This is a genomic window from Thermoflavimicrobium daqui (assembly GCF_003313465.1).
Lineage (GTDB): Bacteria > Bacillota > Bacilli > Thermoactinomycetales > Thermoactinomycetaceae > Thermoflavimicrobium > Thermoflavimicrobium daqui.
Window position 1 is genome coordinate 1 of sequence record NZ_KZ845667.1, and the last position, 22,374, is coordinate 22,374.

The window sequence follows — 22,374 nt, forward strand, 5'->3', positions numbered from 1 at the left end:
AGTTGAACATCTTCGACATACAGATCAAAATAAACAAATTTATAGTAAACGAAAAGAAACGATTGAACGAGTTTTTGCAGATATGAAAGAAAAGCATGGTATGCGTTGGACGACGCTTCGTGGGAAGCGCCGAATTCAAATGCAGGCGATGCTACTTTTCGCTGCCATGAATTTAAAGAAACTCGCCAATTGGCGATGGAAAAACCATCGCCTTCATCGATTTTTTTATCAATTAATTAGTAAACCCCTTCTGAAAAACAAATTCAGAAGGGGTTTATCTACAGTCTGAAGCGCCTAATGGGCGCTTTTTAGAAAGAGATTTTTAGGAAGCAGCAGGTTCCGTATTATGAATTTTTTCTTGTTTAAACTCGCCCTCCCATTTCGACATGACGACTGCTGCTAAAGCATTTCCACACACATTGACTGCAGTTCTTGCCATATCTAGAATCCGATCAATACCAGCGATAAAGGCTAGTCCTTCCATAGGAATGCCGACAGAACCGAGTGTTGCTAATAGTACAACGAAGGAGACACCTGGAACACCCGCAATTCCTTTAGAAGTAACCATCAGCACAAGCATGAGTGTAATTTGTGAACTGATCGGCATATCAATCCCATACATTTGTGCAATAAATAATGCTGCTAGTGCTTGATATAAGGTAGAACCATCTAAGTTAAATGAATAACCAGTTGGTATAACAAACGATGTTACCGTTTTGGAGCATCCGAACTTCTCCATTTTTTCAATAATCTTAGGTAAGACCGTTTCAGAACTAGCTGTAGAGAAAGCAAGAATTAGTTCGTCCTTTAGTATTTTCATTAAGGTAAAAATACTAGTTCCTGCTATTTTAGCCACACTTCCAAGGATGACAATGACGAAGAAGATCATTGCACCATATACAGAGAGGACTAATTTTCCAAGTGGTACTAAAGAGCTAATACCAAATTTGGAAATGGTTACACCGATCAATGCAAAGACACCAAATGGAGCGAATTTCATCACTTGGTTTGTCACCCAGAACATGGCTTCAGAGACTCCTTTGAAGAAGGTCAGTACGGGTTTGCCTTTCTCCCCGATTGCTGCAATCCCCAAGCCAATCATAACAGAGAAGAAGATGATGGCTAACATATCCCCTTTGGCGATTGATTCAAAAACATTGGAAGGAACAATATTGACAAACGTATCTACAATACTATGACTATTCTGTTGTTCAGTCGTATCGACATATTTTTGTATATCTCCTTTTTGGAGCTGGCTCATATTTACGCCTGCACCTGGTTGGACAACATTGGCTACAAGTAAGCCGACAATAATGGCAATGGTTGTGATGATTTCAAAATAGAGAATGGTTTTTCCACCAAGCCGTCCTAACTTTTTGAAGTCGCCGGTTCCAGCAACACCTACGATTAAGGTAGAGATAACTATAGGAATAACAATCATTTTAATTAAACGAAGAAAAATATCACCAATAGGCTTTAAATAGGTTTCGACATTAGGATTACCATAAAAGATTGCACCAACAATAACACCTAAAACGAGCCCGATTAAGATTTGAAAAGCTAAACCGAATCGTTTCATAATATTCCCCCTATTATATAAAAAGTAAGCGCTTTTATCCCTGCGTTTAAAAAATAGTGGATAGAAAGATAATAAATGTCGACCTACAAAAATCTACATAAACATACATCAAGATACAAAAATATAGAGGATTATAATAGGGGGAGCAGTTGAGATGTCTATCCGATCAACTGCTTTGCTTCTAAATAGAGAACTTGTATAAATTTCTTTGGATTTAGACGAATAGAACTTACTGTTTCACCCTCAAGCTCTAGCATCTTTTTACGTATTTCAGCAAAGTCAAAAAAGGTAGGTGCATATTTTTCAAATTTGGGATTAGCGTAATCGGTTAAACCAAGAGAAGCCAGTTGATTCATCGACTGCATAATGGTCCTGCGAATACGCTGCTCCATCGCTTTCATTTCCTTATTAATTTGTTCTGTTGAAGCATATGGACCTGTTTTATTTTTAGCTAGCTGATAATATATATTTTTTAGTAATGGAAATTCATGATCAAATGGTTTTTCTTTTTCGTATTGATATAGATATTTCAAAATGTCCAATAAATCTTTACTTCCACTACTATCAATGATGCCTAATTCAGCCAATAAATATTTGCCTGAAGGTATAATGCTCCGTTCTGTAAAAGGATTGTCCTCTTTTGGCTTTCCGAAAACGAAGTCAAGGGATTTTTTGATGTGATAAATAGACTTTTCTAATGTCATTCGCTCACCTACTTTTTGAATGACACTACATACTTCAATACGATTAATGGGTTTGGTAATGTAATACTCTATCCCTAGTGAATATGCTTCAGCTACTAAACTTTTGGCTTCGACTTGAGAAATCATAATGATTTTTCCGGAAAATGAAGTCAGTTTTCTAACCGTTTCAAGGCCATCTTGAACGGGCATCATCAGATCGATCAGGAGAATATCTACGTTTTTAGATTCAAGGATCTGACTATGAATCAAAGAACCATCTTCAGCTTCTCCAACAATCTCTCCTAAATTCTCATCTTCGATAATTTGAGCTAGCATAGAGCGAATGACCACATCATCATCCACAACAAAAAAACGCATAACTCCTCACTCTTTCTTTTCTAAACTATGGATGGGTAATCGAATGGTAAAAACGGTTTCTTGATCATGACTATGACAGGTAACCTCTCCATGGAGAGATTCGACTACTTCTTTAACATATGAAAGACCAATCCCTGTCGATGGTTTCCCAAGGTGGTCATATTTAGTAGTAAAGCCCGGTTTAAAGATCAGCTGTTGTTGTTTTTCAGGAATACCCGGACCATTATCAGATACACGAAAAATGACAGATTCACGCTGCTTATAAATTAAAACTCTGATCGTTCCTTCCTTTTGAATTGACTCAACCGCATTAATTACTAGATTATTAATTAAAGATAAAGTGGTGTAAATGTGATAAAACGGATGGGAGCCTTTGATTTGTAGTAAAAATTGAATATCTTTTCCTAATAAGCGGGCAACTTTCTCATTGGTTTGTATAATTAATTTCCCTAAGCTCTCTATACTCATATAATTGTTGGGACTCTCATTGGATATCATTTTTGAGAGCCCAGCAAAAATCCGCTGATTATCTTTTTTAATTTCATGAACTTGCCCGGCAATGATCAATGCTTTTTTGGCATATTCATGATGACTTTCGGTTGATGTTTGTTTTTTCAAAAGTTGATATAAATCATAACAATCTCGAGTGATATCTTCAGCATTTTGTAAGGATTTTTTTAGATGAATGGTTTCTTCATATAAACTAGAAATAAGCATGAGCATATGTTCATTTTGTTTTTGCTGTTCTTCCTCTTTTAACTTTGCTTGTCTGAGCTGAATAATATGAAAGAATCCAATGACAAAGAAGCTACGGATGGTAGCAAAGATGATGATTTGATAGATAATGGATAAGGTAATGACTTTATGTGAGAGACTATAGCGAATAAATAGCTCGGTAAAGCTTGTTAAAATGTCGATGGCAACTCCTAATATACCAATCACTAGGGGCAAATGACGAAAGCGACGAATCTGACTTAGAGTAAACAGAACCGCAAATACAAAATAATAGAAAAAGGCTGGGGAATGGATCATAAAATCTGAAATAAATGGGATCGATTGATGGGTAAACCAGTCTAAGATAATTCGAAAGAGGACGATGAATCCCCCTACTATAATTCCAGAGAGAATCGGTGATATTTCGTCTTCCCATAATAAAAAGAAGAAAAAGACAGCTGTGCCTAAGCTAATACGATAAGCATCGTGAAATGGATAAAACTTAAGCTCACCAGCAAGAGCTACTGTAATAATCATCCAGCCGATTAAAAATATTTTATCTCTCAATAAACATCACACCTTCAACTTATTTTTATAAGAGCATGTTGCATCATCAAGCAAAAACGAGGAATGATTTCTAGATGTAAGATGAATCAATATTATATAGGATCGTCTTTTGATGGAAATGGGAACCTTTCCAGTTTACTAGACATTTTCTTGTTTCGGCAACTTATATTATCTTAAATTCTCTGTTACTGGAGATTACTAAATAGAAATAAAATAAAAGATTTGACAAATTTTTGTCCTCTATTTTATTATATTGTTAACTCATTAATTCTTCCTAAATGGAATACTTTTTTACTAGAAGAGATGAAATCAAATCAAATGAACTCTAGCTAAGTTGGTAGCGCTTTCGTTAATGATGCCTACTATATATGAGGCTAGATATTTTTAGTAGTAGTTTGTTAGTCATATTAACTAACTACTACAAGGGAGGTGAATTGGAAGATTGGATTAAATCGTGGAAAAATACGTAATACGCAGCTGGTTAAAATGCTAAATAAGCAAGCCATTCTGGATGCTTTAAAACAAAATGCTCCCATTTCTCGCGCTGATTTAGCAAAGAAAACGAAATTAAGTCGTCCATGTATATCCTCTTTAGTTGATGAAATGATCCAAGAAGACCTGATTCATGAAGTAGGAGTAGGTGACTCGAGTGGCGGTCGTAAACCGATTTTACTAGAGTATAACTACTTAGCTTATGCCGTGATGGGTGCAGTTTTTGATGGAACGTTATTGCATATGGCATTGACCGATTTAAAAGGAGATTTGCTATCTCATGAGCAACGAAAGCTAAGGAAACCGCTTTCTGGAGAGGAACTTATTCAAGAACTCAAACTGGGGTATATGTTTCTACTAGAGAAAAGCGGTTTTGTTAAGGAAAAGATATTGGGAATTGGTTTGGGATTACCTGGAATTACCAAGAAAAAAGATGGGACCATTAGTTATTCCCCGAGTACAGGTTGGATGGATCTCCCTTTGCAAAAAGAATTTGAAGAGCAGCTGGGATTACCAGTTATACTCGATAACGACGTAAATATGATGACGCTGGGCGAGTATTATAAAGGAATGGGTATCGGTGTCTCCAATCAAATTTATATGTATGTTGGAACAGGAATTGGTGCTGGAATTATCCTTCATGATCGACTTTACCGAGGTAGTAAAGAAGCAGCTGGTGAAGTGGGATATATGATGGTAGGACCGATTCAAACAATAAGTCGTGGAGAGTTCGGTGTCTTTGAACGCAACTATTCTGCACCTGCTATCTACTCACGAGCGATTAAGGATATTCCTAATTTGGAGAAAGAATCGAGTATTATTAAACAACTAAATGATCAGATTGATCAGGATAATAGCACTGCGATGACTTTATTAGAAGATGTCTATCAGCACTGGGTTTATGGCATGGTTAATATTATTAGTTTATTAGATCCTGATTTATTAATTTTAAGTGGTGAAATGGCTAATATCGGTGAGAGAGGTATACAGCGTATCCGGCGTTTTCTATCGGAGTGGGTGCCCATGCTTCCAGATATTCAGTTTGCCACATTAGGAGAACAAGCCGGGGTTATCGGAGCTGCTTTTAGCGTTTTGGAAGCGTTTCCTAATTTAATAGGAAAGATCAAAAGTTAGAGGAGGAAGTTATATGAAAAATTGGAAAAAATGGTTAGGTATTGTATTATCAGGTACCATGATGATATCTTTAGCTGCTTGTGGTGGAGGTAGTGATACAGCAAGTGAAAAGAAAAAACTCGTTATTTATACAGGTAGAGATAAAAATGTGGTAGATACAGTTGTACCCAAATTTAAAGAAAAATACCCCGATATCAAGGTAGAAGTACTTACGATGGGTGCACAGCAAATTTTGGAGCGTGTGCGAGGTGAAAAGGCGAATCCACAAGCAGATTTTTGGTGGGGTGCACCACAAACTACATTAATGACAGCAGCTGATGAGGGCTTGCTTGAATCTTATAAACCAAGTTTTGCTGATAAAATTCCTACGCAGTATAAAGACGCACAAAATCGTTGGATGGGAGAAATGTTACTTCCTGAAGTCATTATGTATAATTCCAAAGTACTAAAGAAAGAAGAAGCACCACAAGATTGGGATCAACTTCTGGATGCAAAGTATAAAGATAAAATTTTGATACGCGGGGTACTACCTTCAGGAACCATGCGAATGATCTACTCATCGATGATCTTCCGTCAAGGTGCAGATAATCCAGAAAAAGGTTATGACTGGCTAAAGAAGTTAGATGCTAATACGAAAGAATATACTCAAGACCCTACCAACCTCTATTTAAAATTGGCACGTCAAGAAGGATCACTTTCTGTATGGAATTTGCAAGATATCATGATCCAAAAAGAGCTGAAGAAAATGCCATTTGACTTTATTTATCCAAAAAGCGGTGCTCCGATTCTAGTCGATGGTGTTGGAATCGTAAAAGGGGCTAAAAATGCTGATGCAGCGAAAAAGTTTTATGATTTCCTTTTTGAAGAGAATACAGTCCAAGATCTATCAGATAAATTCTATCAAATTCCTGCACGATCAGATATGAAACAACCAAGCTGGTTAAAGGGGACTGAATTAAAACCATTAAATATTGATTGGTCTGTCATGGCTAAAAAAGAAAAAGAGTGGATGCAATACTGGGACACAAATATTAAAAATAAAGGAAAAAAATAAAAGATCATGAGCTTTATCCGTTCTCTGGAAGTGATATGTTGACTTCCAGAGAATCATGCATTCTTTATGATATGGATTTATTAAAAATAAATCGGTAAAGGATGATCAATACCACCGAATTGATATGAGGGGGCAGTCATCTTGATCAGTGTAAAATTAGATCATGTCAGTAAGATGTTTGGAACGGTGAAAGGTGTAGAAGATATTGATATCCATATTCGCTCTGGAGAATTTTTTACCTTCTTAGGTCCAAGTGGTTGTGGAAAAACAACGACACTTCGAATGATTGCAGGCTTTTATTATCCAACTGAAGGACGAATTATGTTTGGTGAGCAAGATGTGACCTATCTACCACCGAATAAACGGAATATCGGAATGGTTTTCCAGAATTATGCATTGTTCCCCCATTTAACCGTATTCGAAAATGTGGCCTTTGGCCTACAAGTTCGGAAACAGTCAAAGCAAGAGATCAAAGAAAAAGTAGACCGAGCTTTAAAGTTAGTACATTTAGACGGATATGGGAATCGGAGAATTGACCAATTGTCAGGTGGTCAGCAACAGCGTGTCGCCCTTGCCCGTGCATTGGTGATTGAGCCACAAATACTTTTACTCGATGAACCATTATCCAATTTGGATGCAAAGTTAAGGGAAGAAACGAGAGTAGAAATTAAGAGGCTTCAACTTGAACTCGGAGTTACAACGATTTATGTAACTCATGACCAAGCAGAAGCGATGGCGATGTCAGATCGTATTATGGTTATGAAAAATGGGGTTATTCAACAAGTTGGTACACCGCAGGAAATTTATAATCGGCCTAATAATGAGTTTGTGGCATCGTTTATTGGCGAGAGTAATTTGCTAGAAGGTATTGTTGAAGAAATCCATGATCAACAGATACGCGTACGTTTTTCATCCGACTGGGTACTTACGGGTCTTCAAGAAAATGTAGCACCAAAGACAACACTTACAAAAGGTGAAAAAGTTAAAATTTCGATTCGCCCTGAATCGATTAGGGAAGCCAAAACAGAGGAAAATGGTGAGAATATCGTGCGAGGCAAGGTAGCTCTCTCCGAATTTACAGGTGTTAGTGTCAACTATATTACTCAGATTGGAGAGCTTCAGTTAAAATCCATGTTTATTAATCTGGGTAACCGGGTTTACCAACGTGGAGAAGAGCTAGCATTATCCATTCCGAAAGAGAGTGTCTATTTCTTAGGCTAAGGAGGAATACGATGAAGTCAGGAAGTACTTTTACCCCTTCAACACTTAGAAGACGAACATCATTTACATCCTCGCCGTACTTTGTGTATGTTTTGGTTTCACCACTATTTCTAGTGTTATTGGCTTATGTTATATATCCATTGTTTCAGACTTTTATTGAAAGTGCACAAATTGATGGTAGTTTTTCATTGCAAAACTATAAGGATTTTTTTAGTCTAGGTAATTCAGCTAATCTCGAGGCTTTATGGACAAGTATCTATATTTCTGTATTTAGTGTGATTACTTGTGGGATTGTTGGTGTAGGTATGGCTTTCCTGCTGGAGAGATATGAGTTTCCAGGGCGGAAAATCTTATCTGTACTAGTGATGGTTCCTATGGCTCTACCCCCTTTGATTGGGGTTTTATCTTTTGATTTTCTTTATGGAAAAAGTGGAATTATTCCACGTGCTCTACAAGCTTTACTTGGCTTAGATCAAGTTCCTTTTTCATTATCTGGAATTGGTGGAGTTTTAGTTGTTCATACATTTACTATGTATACCTATTTTTACATGACTGCTTCAACAGCAATCAGAGGATTAGATCCTTCTCTTGAAGAAGCGGCTGCAAGTCTTGGAGCAAATCGTTTTTATATATGGAGGCGAATCATTTTACCAATGCTAACTCCTGCTATGGTAGCATCTGCACTTTTAGTGTTTATGATCGCGATGGCCTCCTATACAGCACCACTTGTTTTTGGTGTAGAACGGACCATGACTATGCAGATATATCTTTCACGTACCAATGGTGATTTGGATATGGCTGCTACACAATCCACCATTCTTTCAGTGGTATCCATCTTATTCTTAATCATTATGCGTTGGTACCAAAATGCCCGCAATTATCAAAATATGAGTAAAGGTGTCAGTGTCCATCGAACAGAGGTCAAAAGTAAAGTTGGTAAATATATATCGATGGCTCTTTCGATCTTGGGTGTGGTTATACTCCTCTTACCTATTTTAGTATTAATTATTCTTTCTTTCTCCGAAGATGGATCTTGGACTGTTGAGATTTTACCAACCAAATATACATTTGCTCATTATATAGAGTTATTTACCGATAGTGAAACTTGGAAACCGATCGCGAATAGCTTAGAAATGAGTTCACTTGCTACCATTGGTAATATTATTTTTGGTGTAGCGGCAGCTTATGCAGCAGTTCGTTTGAAATTTAAAGGCAAAACCTTATTGGATATTTTGATTATGGTTCCTTGGGCATTACCTGGTACGGTTGTAGGTATCAACTTAATTGCTGCATTTAGCCAACCCAATGTATTTAGCTTTAATCAGGTGTTAGTTGGCTCGTTCTGGATTATTCCACTTGCATACTTTGTACGGCATTTGCCCTTAGTATTCCGTTCGACATCAGCAACGTTTATGCAAATGGATGTCTCAACAGAGGAAGCAGCTCGTAGCTTAGGTGCTACTTGGTGGTATAGTTTTAGGCGAGTGGTGTTTCCCATGGCTTTTAGCGGAATTTTGGTCGGAGCTTTACTTGCATTTGTACAAGGAATCGGTGAGTTTGTGGCATCTATCTTAATTTACTCTGCTGATACGACACCGATGTCGGTCGCGATATTCCAACGGATGTATGCATTTGAATTCGGAACTGCTTGTGCATATGGATCATTACAAATGCTACTTATTCTTATCGTATTATTTATATCTCAAAAAATTCAAGGCAATAGCAATATAACGATTTAAAGTATATGGCAAATATAAAAGCAATGAGACTCACAAAAGATGAAAATGAATGTAGATAGTATTTTTTAACATGATCATACAAAAAGGGAGAGACCATTTTTCCTACTTTTTACTTGAAAGCTACTGAGTAGGAAAATGGTTTCCTTGTTATCCTGCTTAAAATAAAAAGAGGTGTAAAATAATGCACAGTCGTGAAGACATCTTTACAAAGGAAGGAAAATCATTTCCTGGAAAAACATATACAGAAGTAGTACTTGAGCCAGCTTATGATGAAGCGAAAGAGCACTTATTGGAACCGATGATGGCTATTAATAAGGCCCATCTTATTATGCTATATGAGCAAAACTTAATATCTAACGACGAAGTGAAAAAAATAGCTAAGGCTTTGTGTAGTATAAACTTAATGGAGCTTTATACATCAAACTATACAGGTGAATATGAAGATTTATTTTTCCATATAGAACAACTTTTAATGAAACAAGCCGGAGATATTGCAGGGAATTTACATTTGGCACGAAGTCGAAATGATATGTGTGTAACGATGTTCCGCATGGCTATGCGTCAAAAGTTATTACAAGCTATTTCATCGGCACTCGCTTTGAAAAAGCAAATTATGGCATTTGCTGAGGAGCACTTACATACACTGATGATTGCTCATACGCATACTCAGCAAGCCCAACCAACGACCTTAGCCCATTATATGATGGCTGTTGGAGACTCATTAACACGGGATATTCGCCGTTTACAACAAGCTTATCAAAATTGTAATCGAAGTAGTATGGGAGCAGCTGCTATTACAACTTCTGGATTTCCTATTAATCGAGATCGTGTTAAAGAACTCCTTGCTTTTGATGAGTTAGCAGAAAACTCATATGATGCTATTGCTGGAGCCGATTATTTAGGCGAAGCAGCAACAGCGATCCAGCTGGCTGCGATCAATCTAGGTCGGGTGATTCAAGACTTTTTAGCTTGGTGTACACAAGAATTTTCGATTCTCAAAGTAGCTGATCCATATGTACAAATCAGTTCAATTATGCCACAAAAGAGAAATCCTGTTTCGTTTGAACATATGCGTTCGATTTTGTCAAGTTGTGTTGGTAATACCCAGACAGTACTGTCGATGCTGCATAATACTCCTTATGGAGATATCGTGGATACAGAAGATGATATGCAGCCTTATGCATGGAGAAGTGCAGAAATTCTCGAGAAAATCTACCGCTTATTTGCTTGTGTAGTTGGAACGATGGAAGTAAACCAAGAAGTATTAAGACAGCGGGCTAGAACCAGTTTTGCAACGGTTACAGAATTAGCAGATACCTTAGTACGTACTGATTCTTTATCATTCCGTCAGGCTCATCATATTGTTAGTAAAGTAGTAAAAAAAGCAATTGCTTTAGGGATTTCCGCCAATGAGATTCGTTTATCTTTGTTAAATGAAGCGGCACTTGAGGTGCTAGGGCGTTCACTGAGTATTGATGAAAAAAAATTAGAACAGGCACTGGACCCTGTATATTTTGTTGAGATTCGTACTTTACCTGGGGGTCCAAGTCCTAGTGAAATACAGCGAATGATTGCGATTCGAAGAAAACAATATCTTTCCTTTTCAAAGTGGCTGGATGATCAGAAAAATCAAATTGAACAAGCAACCCTTCACATGGATCAGTTATTACAGGAATGGAGTGAAGCTAGATGAATCGTCTTCATCTCCCCCTCCTTGCAGTAGATGGAGGGGGGACCAAAAGCTTAGCTGTCCTTTTGGATCAACAACAACAAGCTTTAGGAGAAGGGCAAGCGGGAGGATGCAACTACCAGGGGATCGGTAAAGAAGCAGCAACTCAGTCACTAACTGCTTGTTTAGACAAAGCGATGAAAGACCTTGCAAAAAAAAAGAAACTGAGCCATTCGGAAATCCAGCTAGAGGTTGAGTGTGCAGTTTTTGGCATGGCAGGTTTAGATACAGAGCAAGATCGGCAAGTGATATTAGAGATGATTGATGAAGCTTTAAAATCTGTAAAAATCTATCCGAAGAATCTTCTGATTGAAAATGATGGTTTTGCAACTTTGTTAGGTGAAACGGAAGGGAAGCCAGGTATTTTAGTCATTGCGGGGACTGGATCCATCGTATACGGTGTAAATGAAGCAGGAATGTATGCTAGAACAGGTGGTTGGGGACACCGGGTGGGTGATGAAGGCAGTGGATATTGGATTGGTAAACAAGCTGTAATAGCTATTTTAAGAGCAGAAGATGGAAGAGGGCCAAATACAAGCTTAAGCGAGTCGATTTATAGTCAGATAGGTGCGGAAAATGGGGAGGACTTAGTTAATTGGGTCTATAGTCCATCTTATTCCGTAAAGAAAATGGCCGAACTATCTCAGTTTGTATATAAATCTTATTTAGATGGTGACGAAGTTGCCAAAACGATCTTATTAAAAGCAAGCGAAGAATTATTTATAGCAGCTCGTGCTGTTATTGAGCAGCTCGAACTTAAAGAGAAAGCATTTCAAATCATTTTACAAGGTGGTGTTTTAAAGCATCAAGACTTTGTACGTCAGACCTTAATGGATCAGCTCTACCAATATGTTCCTGAGGCAAAGATTGATATGGGTAAACAAGATCCGATTTTTGGGATTATAACCAAAGGGCTTTCCTTTTTACAAAGAGAATGCGAATAAACGGAGCAGGAAAATATGATACAAACTAGGGAATCGAGTACCTATCTGCAGGGACTATATCAGCATGACTGGTGTAGAACAGGTAGTTATCAACCTGCCCTCAATGTATCGTCAATTCAAGGCAGGAGTCTTTTAGACATTCGTACTGCTGGACGGACACAAGCTTACCATTTCAATGGTGAGTAGTTGATGTTAAATGGTCATATACAAAGAAAATACCTTCGATATAAAAAACAGAAAGTCTGTAATCCACATTGGTTTACAGACTTTCTGTTTTTTATATCTAGGCTAAGATCAATAGGATACAAAAATCTGAGTCCAGTAAGTACCCATGGCTCCGCCTTTCGTGTAGCCTACACCCATGTGTGTATAAGATGGGCTTAAAATATTTTTACGATGCCCATCACTATTCATCCAACTATCCATTACTGCTTTAGCAGTAGTTTGACCTGCTGCAATGTTTTCACCTGCGGTCTGATAGGAAACATCAAACTCTTTTAACATTTCAAACGGAGAGCCATAAGTAGGAGATTGATGGCTAAAGTATCCATTTTCTTTCATATCTACGGATTTGGTGCGAGCGATTTCTGATAGTTTACTGCTAGCTTGTAGTGGCTTGAGTCCATGTTTTTCTCGTTCAATATTGACAAGTTTAACTACCTCTTGTTCGAATTCTTTAATAGAAGGCGGTGTATGTTTTGAGTTAGGAGGTTTCACGACTTTTGGCTTAGCAGCTGGTTCCTTGTTGTCATGTTTCTTTGGCATGACTTTAGAAGGAGTAGATGGAATATTTGGAGATTCACTCTCCTTAATGGGTTTCGATTCCTTCTTGTTAGAACTCACTGGTTTTTCATCAGTAGTTGTAGGTTTGGCTTGTTTCTTATCAAGAGGTTCTTCTTGGGAAAACTCAATGGGTTCTGACTGTTCTGATGAGCCTGTTGCTTTAGGAATAGGTGATTGTGTTGGTTTAGTTTCACTTGCTTTCTGATCCTCCTCAGACGAGCAAGCGGTTATTCCAAAAACAATGACTAATAAAGAGAATAAATAGAATATGTTTCTTTTTTTCAAATACATCCCTCCTTGTATGATCTTGCAAAGAATTATAACTTATTATCTAGGTTTTATTAACTATTTTTCACTAATTTTACAAAACATGTAGTAAAAAACTGTGAACAAAATGAACAAAATACCATAAAAGGTTTTTTAAGAGATTTATGTTTGTTATAGTTACATATTTATATCAAATATTTATAGTACTAAATAAAATAGTATTCATTTCTAAAATGATAGCGCTTTCACCAAGTGAATCTTCTTTTTTTAAGTTATTTATCTGTGTACATGCTCAGGAGGGAAATTGATGTTAGCGATTCTAGGTTTTATGATGGTAGCAGTCTTTATGTTTCTAATTATTACTAATCGTCTATCTGCTCTAACTGCTCTGATTGTCATACCGATCGTATTTGCCATTATCGGTGGGTTTGGTCTCGAGCTAGGACCGATGATGTTAGACGGAATTAAGAGTGTTGCACCTACTGGTGTGATGTTGATGTTTGCGATTTTATATTTTGGCGTGATGATTGATGCCGGATTATTTGATCCTCTTGTTGGGAAGATTTTAAAGATCGTTAAGGGAGATCCTTTAAAGATTGTGATTGGAAGTACTGTTCTTGCATTACTCGTGGCATTGGATGGTGATGGAACAACGACATATATGATTACCATATCAGCGATGTTGCCATTATATAAACGACTGGGTATGAATCCACTTATTTTAACTTGTGTTGCCATGCTATCTTTTGGTGTAATGAACATGATGCCATGGGGAGGACCTACTGCAAGAGCGATCAGTGCGTTGCAGCTTGATTCAACTGAAGTGTTTACCCCATTAATTCCTGTTATGGCGGGTGGGATCATATGGACGTTATTTACTGCTTATATCTTAGGTAAAAAAGAATGTACTCGATTAGGGGTTATAGAAATCGAACTTTATAAAGAAGAATTGAAATCAACAGAAAAAATGGCGAGCACAGTGGAGATCATCGATTTGAAACGGCCTAAGTTATTATGGTTTAACTTTATATTAACAGTTACTCTTCTCGTTAGTTTAGTCATAGGATTATTACCTCTACCTGTCTTATTTATGATAGCTTTTGTAATCGCTATCATGGTGAACTATCCAAAATTAGATCTTCAGAAAGAGAGGATTCGGTATCATGCAGGGAATGTATTAGCTGTAGTATCACTTGTGTTTGCGTCAGGTATTTTTACTGGAATTCTCTCTGGCACAAAAATGGTTGATGCCATGGCAAATAGTTTAGTTTCCATTATTCCGAATAGCATGGGACCATATTTTTCTGTGATAACTGCTATTACAAGTATTCCGTTTACTTATTTTATGGCAAATGATCCTTATTACTTTGGGATTCTACCGATTCTCGCAAAAACAGCAGCAGCTTATGGAGTAGATCCGATTGAGATGGCCAGAGCTTCCGTCTTAGGACAACCCGTACATGCGATGAGCCCGCTGATGGCTTCTGCCTACTTACTCGTTGGAATGGGGGGAGTTGAATTTGGTGATCATCAGCGCTTTATCTTTAAATGGGCGTTAGGATCTTGCTTTGCAATGATTATTGTAGCCTTGTTAACAGGCGCTATTACTTTTTAGAGTGTAGAATGTGAGGAGGTACTTTTGGTATTTTTAAGAAATAGTTGGTTGATTATCTTAAGCTCAATTGGAGGTTATATTCTCGCCTTAACTGGAATGTCTTTGGGATGGTTGATTGGTTCGTTAGTTTTCGCTTGTATTCTCTCTTTATGGCATCCAAAATGGTGTGGAATCATAAAAGAAGATCATACAGGATTGCCTAGTTACTGGCGATGGATGGGACAGTTTATATTAGGGATTGAATTAGGACGTAAAATTACTGCATCTGTGGTAGATATTTTTCTAGATCATTGGGTTATTGTCTTGATTACGTTGATCTTATCTATTTTATTTTCTTTTTTATCAGGGCTTATCCTATGGCGATTTAGTCAAACAGACTTAATGACGAGTTTGTTTGGAACAGCTCCAGGTGGTTTATCTTCTATGCCGAGCATTGCAGATGAAATAGGAGCAAATACATTAGTTGTAAGTATTGTTCAAACATCCCGTATTTTATTGGTATTGCTGATAATTCCTTTTATGATCCATGTTTTACAATTGGATCATTTTATAACAACACCATCAGTATGGAATTACGCTCGGACTGTTCCTACAGATGTTTCCTCTCTTTTATGGACTGTTGTCATTGTGATAGGAGCTTGGCTAGGTTATCTGGTAGGGAAGTTGATCAAGATACCAGCACCTTGGTTAGTTGGAGCAATGTTAGGAGTTTGTCTGATTCAAAGCCTTACATCTGTTTATTTAGGACACGAGTTGATTATATTTTGGCCACACTGGTTGATTAATTTATCTCAAGTCTTTATTGGGGCCAGCATTGGCTCACGACTGAATAAACAGATGTTCACCGGAATTGGAAAAATAGCCGTTGTAGGTTTGGTTAGTTCGCTTTGTTTGATTTTATTGATGTTCCTTCTTGCTTGGATTGTATCTATCACAGCAGATATACCTCTTGTTACAACGGTGTTGGCATTTGCACCGGGAGGGATTGCTGAGATGGCGACCATTTCTGTGTTGATTCATGCAGATGTAGGTTTTGTAGTCACAGTACAGGTACTGAGGATTCTAGTGGTATTACTTATGCTACCTCCTATTTTTAAGTTGGTAGGGAAGAGAGTATTGCGAGAAAAATATAAATGAATTGGACCACTTTTTATCGGTTCAAAAAACGATAAAAAGTGGTTTACTTATTAAAATGAAAGTCAGGAAAAGGTAACGGAGCTAGTATTTGCATATTTTTACTTGAACATCATTTTAATTCTTGTACTTTCTGAAATAAGGTTCATATTGGCATTAATTTCTTAAAAAAAAGATGAATTTTCTTGCTTAAAAAAGGGAAATAGGTATATGTATCGTTTAATTTAATAAATGAATCAGAGAATTATTATCGGAAATTTTGCAATAAATAATATTTTATATAAATCATATATAGTTCGATAAAAAGTTTAAATGGCTAGCTTTATTATAAAACGTAAATATTATTAAATGACATAAGAGATTATGCATGAAAAAATAGATTCATAAGATTAAAAACTACTTTGTGCTTTAAACGATACCCTAACTTAATCATATGAGGTGATGGGAATGGCCCAAGCTAGTAACTACCTTGTGGCATTGGATGATGGTCATGGGCTAACCGATGCACAAGGAAATTTTAGTCCTACTCCTGGGAAGAGAACACCAAATATCCCAGGAGTAGGGGTGATCTATGAGAATGAATTTAATCGGAAAGTGGTTCAATATTTAGATGAAGCGTTAAAACGATGTGGATTTAAAACCATTCTGACAGCTCCAGGGGATTATGATCATTCATTAGCTTCTCGCTGCAAACGGGCGAATGATGCCAATGCTGATATTTTTATCTCTTGCCATTATAACCATTCTGGTCAATCGCATCCAGGAAATCCTGGTGCACAAGGTGTGGAAACCTACTATTATCCTGAAACGAGAAGTAAAAGATTAGCTGAAAGTGTTCATAAGTATGTTAGAACAGGAACTGACCAAGTTGATCGTGGGGTTAAAGAATGGGGAGAGCTTTATGTACTCAGAAATACACGTATGCCTGCTTGCCTAATTGAGTTTGGATTTATGGATGATGAGAAGTGGAATTATCGCGAAGCTAAGTTAATGAAAAATGAAGCCTTTCAAAGAGAGTCAGCTGAACAAACAGCGATGGGGGTTTGTGATTATTTTGGAGTAAAATATATCCCACCAAATAATGAACCACCCAAGGTATATACCTATCAAATTTTAAAAAAAGAGGGCTCCAACTATAAGGAAGTTGTATGGACAGCATATCGTTCTATTCAAATGCAAACCATTGAAAAACTATTAGACGCTGGAGAAGGAGAGATCCTTATCAAAAAAGTTAAATAATCAAAAAGAAGCTACTAACCAAGCTAGTTAGTAGCTTCTTTTTGATTATTTTAGCTAGAATATATAAAAAGAGCAAAAATAAATAAAACAATACCTGTACCAAATAACATCATGCCTAACTTAGCTTTTTTCTCTTTTTCTAGCTGAGAGCGTTTGTCTTCAATGATTTTGTCCTCATGGTTGCCATCCCTATTGCCTAATTCCACTTTTCCCATGACTAAACATGCGATACTAATACATAAAATAACGGTGGCCCATATTTTCATTGGATCACTTCCATTTCTTTTTAGTGAATACTGCTTGCATCCCCAGAATATGTGTAAAATGAAAGTGAATAGTAAGCATAGAAGAGGTGGATTTATGGGATGGCAGTATGGAATTATATTTGATACAGCTGAAGAGTTTATCGGCTATATTCGTGATAAACAACTGGCAAAACATCCTGAAGTACATGTGCATGGTACATGGCAGCCAGACTTTGCAGACTTTACTGGAACGAATCATTTGGAACTACAAGATGCAATGAAAAAATTTCATACCATCGATAGAGGATGGGATGATATTGCCCAACATATCACTATTTTTCCCGATGGGAAGATTGTAACAGGACGCGATATCAACAATCCTCCTGCAAGTGCGGTAGGTTATAACGATCCAGATGATGATCATGTACACCCTTTTATGTTTGAAATGGTTGGGAATTTTGACATTGGGCATGATAAATTAGATGGTGTACAGCTAGATACGGCGCTAAGAATTTGTCGCTTTTTCCATATTAAACAAGGAGCTGTGATTAAATTTCATAATGAAATGACAGACAAAAAAACGTGTCCAGGTTCAGGTGTAGACAAAGCATGGTTTGTTGATCTGGTTTATCAGGGATGGTCACCTGAGTCATATTTGCTCTATACTGTAGAAGAGATTTATGACAAAGATTCTTCATTTCATCGTTTTTTATATCTAAAACAGCCGATGTTCTATGGTGAAGATGTAAAAGTGTTGCAAAGCCGGTTGTTAATACCTGTCGATGGGATTTTTGGAATTCAGACTGCACGAGCTTTGCTCTGTTGGAAAAAATCCCATCAATGGAATGGTACCGAACCCAAGGAAATCGTTACACAAAAAGTATGGCATGCTATATGTGGTAATTTATAGTATAAATAGTATGTTATCTGTTGCTTTGCATAACTAGATTAAAGCCTTGATATTCCAATACTCAAAGTCATTGGACGAAAGTGAGTAAGGAAGCGATAAATAGGTAGATCATATTGCAACACGTTGAGCGCTGGTTAATACAACATCCTCTATAAACATCAATGATGATAAATGGTAATCAAATCATGCTTTCTTGGTTTTTTTATAATAAGGAAAAATCTAGCGACTTACAATACATTAGCAAAAAATTGATTTTTCATATTCATTTATCTCTTAACTATTGGATAATATGGGAACGTATATTCTCGTAATAAAATATTACTCTTAATTATACAAAAAAGAAGGGTCTTTTATGCAACCGAAATTAGTAGAAAAAGAAGATGTAATATCGAATAATCGATAGGATGCAGTTGAAAAAACCCCTACACTATGAGGGTGTTTTTATATCAAAATATAATAAAGAGGAATTAAGGCATAAAGCCATCTTTACTAATGAAAATACTTTCTTTTGCAAAAGCTTTGGTAAATTCATCCACAACCTTTAAATAAGTGGAGGAATCATACCACTGAGTCAGATTGTGTTTCTCAAATATTCTTTTAATCCCGAGCTGCTTGGTTCGCTTTCCACCTGCTCCATCTCCCATAAAAAAGTCATCAATGCAAACACGATTAACCATCTGTTTTAGGCGATAGGGAAACTCTTTGGAAAAGGGTAAAACAGGGGAAACAGTAGCTTGGATGGGTAGATTTGATTTTGCTAGTTTTTCTAGAGCTTTGAGACGTGCTGGAATAGGTGGAGCAATCGGTGAAAAGACTTTTCGAATGGGTTCTAAATCAGTTTCGATCGTGATGCTAATTCGTATACGATCCTTCATTTGTAAAAAAAGGTCAATATCTCTAGTTACTAGTGGACTTCTTGTTTGGATAAACAGGAAATCAGGTTTTTCTTCTACCATTACTTGTAGCAGGGTGCGTGTAATTTTTTCGGAATATTCGATAGGTTGATAGGGATCTGTACTTGAAGACATAAAAATGGTTGTATTTCCCTTGCGTTTGGCACGTAGCATCTCTTTTCTAAAATCGAGTGCTAGTTTTTGTTTGACATCTACCCATTTTCCCCAATCACTTTTTCTAAAAAGGGCGACAGGCATTCTACGAACATAACAATAAGAACAGGCAAATGTACAGCCTACATAAGGATTGAGTGTATAGCTGTATCCTTGTAAAAAGCCAGTTGCTGGGTTTAGTAACTTTTTGGGATTAGTATATTTGATTTCAATTCCCATATTGTCCTCCTATAAAAAAGCGTGCTGTATAATTTTATTCAAAACATAGACTTTAAGGGAATCATTTTTTAGGATCAACTCAATGAAAAGTCAACATTAATACTTAAATATGAAATCACACTCCTCTCGAGTGAGGAGTGTGATTTGTTTTATGGTCAACTACTCACCATAGAAATGGTAAGCTTGTATCTGTCCAGCAGTACAAACATCATGGAGACTCCTGCCTTGAATTGACGATACATCGTGGGCAGGCTGACAGCTACCCGTACTATATCAGTCATGCTGATGTAGTCCCTGTATTTAGAGTTAGGAGTGCCTTTAATACAAAAAGTACCCAACCGTTTTCTCAAAAAATATGATATCACTTTGAAAGGAGGCACGACAGGAAAAGTTGTTGTTCTAAGCATCCCCTATAGGGAATGACCGCAGATTTTCATGAAACTGTGCCCACTTTAGCTTCTTCACACTCTTTTGAGCAGAAGCCATGGTATTTTTCCTCGCACTCTTTACAACAAATGTGTTGTCGATGACACAAATCATAAGCACAGTTGATATAGCGATCATCTGGTTTACCACAATGGTAACATTTACCTACAACTACTTCTTCTACTTGATTAATTGGAACCGAAATTCTTTCATCAAAAACATACATTTTTCCATCAAAAAGTTCGCCTCGCACTTCAGGATCTTTTCCATAGGTTGCGATCCCACCTTCAAGCTGCCCTACATCTTGAAATCCTTCCTTAAGCATAAAAGCGGTTAATTTTTCACAACGAATTCCACCAGTGCAGTAGGTGATGATTTTACGATCTTTAAACTGGCTTAAATTTTTACGAATCCACTCAGGAAATTCGCGGAAAGACTTAACATCAGGGCGAATGGCATTGCGGAAATGACCGATATCATATTCATAGTCATTTCGCCCGTCAACTACGATTACATCCTCACGTTGTAAAAGTTCATAGAACTCTTTTGGAGATATATATTTTCCTGTTTCTTCATGTGGAGCGAGCTGATATTCGTCAACCCGGAAGGTAACAATTTCTTTTTTGGGACGGACAAATAACTTTTTAAAGGCATGTTTATGATATTCGTCCACTTTAAAGACCATGTCATAAAATAAGGGATGTTGCTGCATATATTCCATATACCTATTGGTTTGTTCAATCGTCCCTGAAAGAGTTCCATTGATACCTTCTTCAGCGACTAAAATTCGCCCTTTTACGCCAAGTTTCTCACAAAAAGCACGATGTTCATCGGCAAAAGCTTCAGGATCTGCTATATGAACAAATTTATAGTATAAGAGAATACGATACTCATTATTGGTAGTTTTCATTCATCCTCACATCCTATATAACAAAATTCTATTTTATACCTAAGCATGTTGCAATGTCTAATTCAAAAACGGTACTCTTCTTAAAAATATAGAGTAATTTTTAGATTGACTTATGGGAGAGTGTCCAAAAATGATTAGCACCTAATTTATACACAAATTCTAGTATACATCAAATCGATATATAACTCCAAGAAGATTAAGGATAGAAAAAAGGTAAGAATCGGCTTACCTCTGGGATTTCAAGAATTGTAGTAGATATTCAGCATCTTTTCCTACACCATAAATTAAAGCTGAAGATCGTCTGTATTGCCAAGAGAGACCTAGAAAATAAAATCCTTCTACGGGTGTTTTTCCACGATGATGAATAGGATGACCCTTTGAATCAAAAAGTTCAGGAATTTGGATCCAATCGTAATCAGAATGAAATCCTGTTGCCCAAATGAGATTATTCACCTCGCAAGATTGCTTATCTTGAAAATGAACCAAACGATTCTCAAGTCGTATGGCACGAGGGTAACATTTTATCTTTCCTTGCTTTATCAATGGTTTTGCTTCTGTACCAATGATAGGATCATTTTGTTTTAAATATTTTCCTAATTTGGAATCAATGGTGACTTCAGAGAGTCCAAGTAGATCCATCCACCAAAAACAGCTTTTTCCAAGTATTTTCTGTGGAACCATCCGAAGCGATTTTCCAATGGATAAAGACACGGGGTGTGTCTGAGATAACTCAGTAGCAATTTGTAACCCAGAGTTTCCCGCACCGACTACTAAAACGGGTCCTTCTTTTAATTGATTAGGATGGGTATATTGTGCTGAGTGAATTTGTAAGACTTCATCGGATAGATTCCCTGACAAAGAAGGTATATAGGGTTTTTGAAAAGGTCCTGTAGCTATAATCACATTTTGGGCTATATAGTTTCCTTTACTTGTTTGAATAAAAAAATCGTCTTTTATTTTTTCCAAGGAGATAGCCTGTGTATTTAATTGAATAGGTAATTGATAGTGATCTGCATAGCCTTCTAGATAATCTGCAATTTCATCTTTGCATGGATAACCATGTTGGTCCCCTCTTAATGGTAAACCAGGTAAAGAGCTATAGGCACGTGGAGTAAAGAGGGTCAAGGAGTTATAACGGTATCGCCATGAATCGCCAATTTCTTTTCCAGCGTCGATCAAAAGAAAAGAGTCGGGTCGTTGCTTTAAATAATAGCCCATTGCTAACCCAGCTTGTCCCGCACCAATTACTAATGTATGTATCTCATGTGATATCATGTTGGTTGTCTCCCTATAACATTAAAATATTAAAATGATTATTTGAATAT

At 37.0% G+C, this 22,374-nt stretch carries 20 protein-coding genes; 12 read left to right on the top strand and 8 right to left on the bottom strand.

Translation table 11 applies throughout. The annotated features are described in order from the left end of the window. A partial coding sequence (locus tag DL897_RS09885; protein ID WP_240627360.1) for a transposase occupies positions 1-289 on the top strand: 289 nt, incomplete at its 5' end. A 33-nt stretch (positions 290-322) separates the two neighbouring features. On the opposite strand, the gene DL897_RS09890 is transcribed toward DL897_RS09885, so the two are convergent. The 3 genes from DL897_RS09890 to DL897_RS09900 all read right to left on the bottom strand — a co-directional run bounded on the left by DL897_RS09890 (position 323) and on the right by DL897_RS09900 (position 3,921). After that, entirely contained in the window at positions 323-1,579 is a 1,257-nt protein-coding gene (locus tag DL897_RS09890) for a cation:dicarboxylate symporter family transporter (protein ID WP_113659001.1), read from the bottom strand. Between the two features lie 158 nt (positions 1,580-1,737). Continuing rightward, complete coding sequence (locus DL897_RS09895) at positions 1,738-2,640, bottom strand: response regulator (RefSeq protein WP_113659002.1); 903 nt, start codon at positions 2,638-2,640, stop codon at positions 1,738-1,740. A gap of 6 nt (positions 2,641-2,646) precedes the next feature. Continuing rightward, positions 2,647-3,921, bottom strand: coding sequence for a sensor histidine kinase (locus DL897_RS09900; protein ID WP_113659003.1), 1,275 nt, complete (start codon positions 3,919-3,921; stop codon positions 2,647-2,649). A gap of 486 nt (positions 3,922-4,407) precedes the next feature. On the opposite strand from DL897_RS09900, the gene DL897_RS09905 reads away from it, so the two are divergent. The 7 genes from DL897_RS09905 to DL897_RS18250 all read left to right on the top strand — a co-directional run bounded on the left by DL897_RS09905 (position 4,408) and on the right by DL897_RS18250 (position 12,420). Continuing rightward, a complete protein-coding gene (locus DL897_RS09905; protein ID WP_113659276.1) occupies positions 4,408-5,547 on the top strand; it encodes an ROK family transcriptional regulator in 1,140 nt (379 codons plus the stop codon). Positions 5,548-5,560: 13 nt separating this feature from the next. Beyond that, on the top strand, positions 5,561-6,601 hold the full coding sequence (locus DL897_RS09910; RefSeq protein WP_113659004.1) for an extracellular solute-binding protein: 1,041 nt from the start codon (positions 5,561-5,563) through the stop codon (positions 6,599-6,601). A gap of 141 nt (positions 6,602-6,742) precedes the next feature. After that, complete coding sequence (locus DL897_RS09915) at positions 6,743-7,822, top strand: ABC transporter ATP-binding protein (RefSeq protein ID WP_113659005.1); 1,080 nt, start codon at positions 6,743-6,745, stop codon at positions 7,820-7,822. Positions 7,823-7,833: 11 nt separating this feature from the next. Then, complete coding sequence (locus tag DL897_RS09920) at positions 7,834-9,561, top strand: ABC transporter permease (RefSeq protein WP_113659006.1); 1,728 nt, start codon at positions 7,834-7,836, stop codon at positions 9,559-9,561. A gap of 181 nt (positions 9,562-9,742) precedes the next feature. Then, positions 9,743-11,254, top strand: coding sequence for an argininosuccinate lyase (argH, locus tag DL897_RS09925; protein WP_113659007.1), 1,512 nt, complete (start codon positions 9,743-9,745; stop codon positions 11,252-11,254). Then, entirely contained in the window at positions 11,251-12,234 is a 984-nt protein-coding gene (locus DL897_RS09930; RefSeq protein ID WP_113659008.1) for an N-acetylglucosamine kinase, read from the top strand. Before argH ends, DL897_RS09930 begins: the two co-directional genes overlap by 4 nt. Positions 12,235-12,249: 15 nt before the next feature. Then, positions 12,250-12,420 carry a hypothetical protein gene (locus DL897_RS18250; RefSeq protein ID WP_168188749.1) on the top strand — a complete coding sequence of 57 codons (171 nt, stop codon included), beginning with the start codon at positions 12,250-12,252 and terminating at the stop codon, positions 12,418-12,420. A gap of 108 nt (positions 12,421-12,528) precedes the next feature. Here DL897_RS18250 and DL897_RS18655 read toward each other — a convergent pair whose 3' ends face one another. Further along, positions 12,529-13,302, bottom strand: coding sequence for a CAP domain-containing protein (locus tag DL897_RS18655; RefSeq protein WP_240627361.1), 774 nt, complete (start codon positions 13,300-13,302; stop codon positions 12,529-12,531). Positions 13,303-13,591: 289 nt separating this feature from the next. Between DL897_RS18655 and DL897_RS09940 the strand changes: the two genes are divergently transcribed. From DL897_RS09940 to DL897_RS09950, 3 genes are all read left to right on the top strand, one after another. Further along, positions 13,592-14,899 (top strand): CitMHS family transporter, encoded by a 1,308-nt coding sequence (locus DL897_RS09940; protein ID WP_113659009.1) that lies wholly within the window; start codon positions 13,592-13,594, stop codon positions 14,897-14,899. 24 nt (positions 14,900-14,923) lie between these two features. After that, the gene (locus DL897_RS09945; RefSeq protein WP_113659010.1) at positions 14,924-16,036 is read left to right on the top strand and encodes an AbrB family transcriptional regulator; all 1,113 of its coding nucleotides are present in this window, start codon (positions 14,924-14,926) and stop codon (positions 16,034-16,036) included. 444 nt (positions 16,037-16,480) lie between these two features. Next, positions 16,481-17,272 (top strand): N-acetylmuramoyl-L-alanine amidase family protein, encoded by a 792-nt coding sequence (locus DL897_RS09950; protein ID WP_168188750.1) that lies wholly within the window; start codon positions 16,481-16,483, stop codon positions 17,270-17,272. A 50-nt stretch (positions 17,273-17,322) separates the two neighbouring features. Here DL897_RS09950 and DL897_RS09955 read toward each other — a convergent pair whose 3' ends face one another. Beyond that, a complete protein-coding gene (locus DL897_RS09955; RefSeq protein ID WP_113659012.1) occupies positions 17,323-17,538 on the bottom strand; it encodes a hypothetical protein in 216 nt (71 codons plus the stop codon). 94 nt (positions 17,539-17,632) lie between these two features. On the opposite strand from DL897_RS09955, the gene DL897_RS18490 reads away from it, so the two are divergent. Continuing rightward, complete coding sequence (locus tag DL897_RS18490) at positions 17,633-18,427, top strand: peptidoglycan recognition protein family protein (protein WP_206186510.1); 795 nt, start codon at positions 17,633-17,635, stop codon at positions 18,425-18,427. 467 nt (positions 18,428-18,894) lie between these two features. On the opposite strand, the gene DL897_RS09965 is transcribed toward DL897_RS18490, so the two are convergent. The 3 genes from DL897_RS09965 to DL897_RS09975 form a co-directional block, all read right to left on the bottom strand. Then, complete coding sequence (locus DL897_RS09965; RefSeq protein WP_113659013.1) at positions 18,895-19,713, bottom strand: SPL family radical SAM protein; 819 nt, start codon at positions 19,711-19,713, stop codon at positions 18,895-18,897. A 433-nt stretch (positions 19,714-20,146) separates the two neighbouring features. Beyond that, the gene (gene trhO, locus DL897_RS09970; protein WP_113659014.1) at positions 20,147-21,049 is read right to left on the bottom strand and encodes an oxygen-dependent tRNA uridine(34) hydroxylase TrhO; all 903 of its coding nucleotides are present in this window, start codon (positions 21,047-21,049) and stop codon (positions 20,147-20,149) included. A 225-nt stretch (positions 21,050-21,274) separates the two neighbouring features. Beyond that, positions 21,275-22,321, bottom strand: coding sequence for a flavin-containing monooxygenase (locus DL897_RS09975; protein ID WP_420824133.1), 1,047 nt, complete (start codon positions 22,319-22,321; stop codon positions 21,275-21,277). Positions 22,322-22,374: the final 53 nt, after the last annotated feature.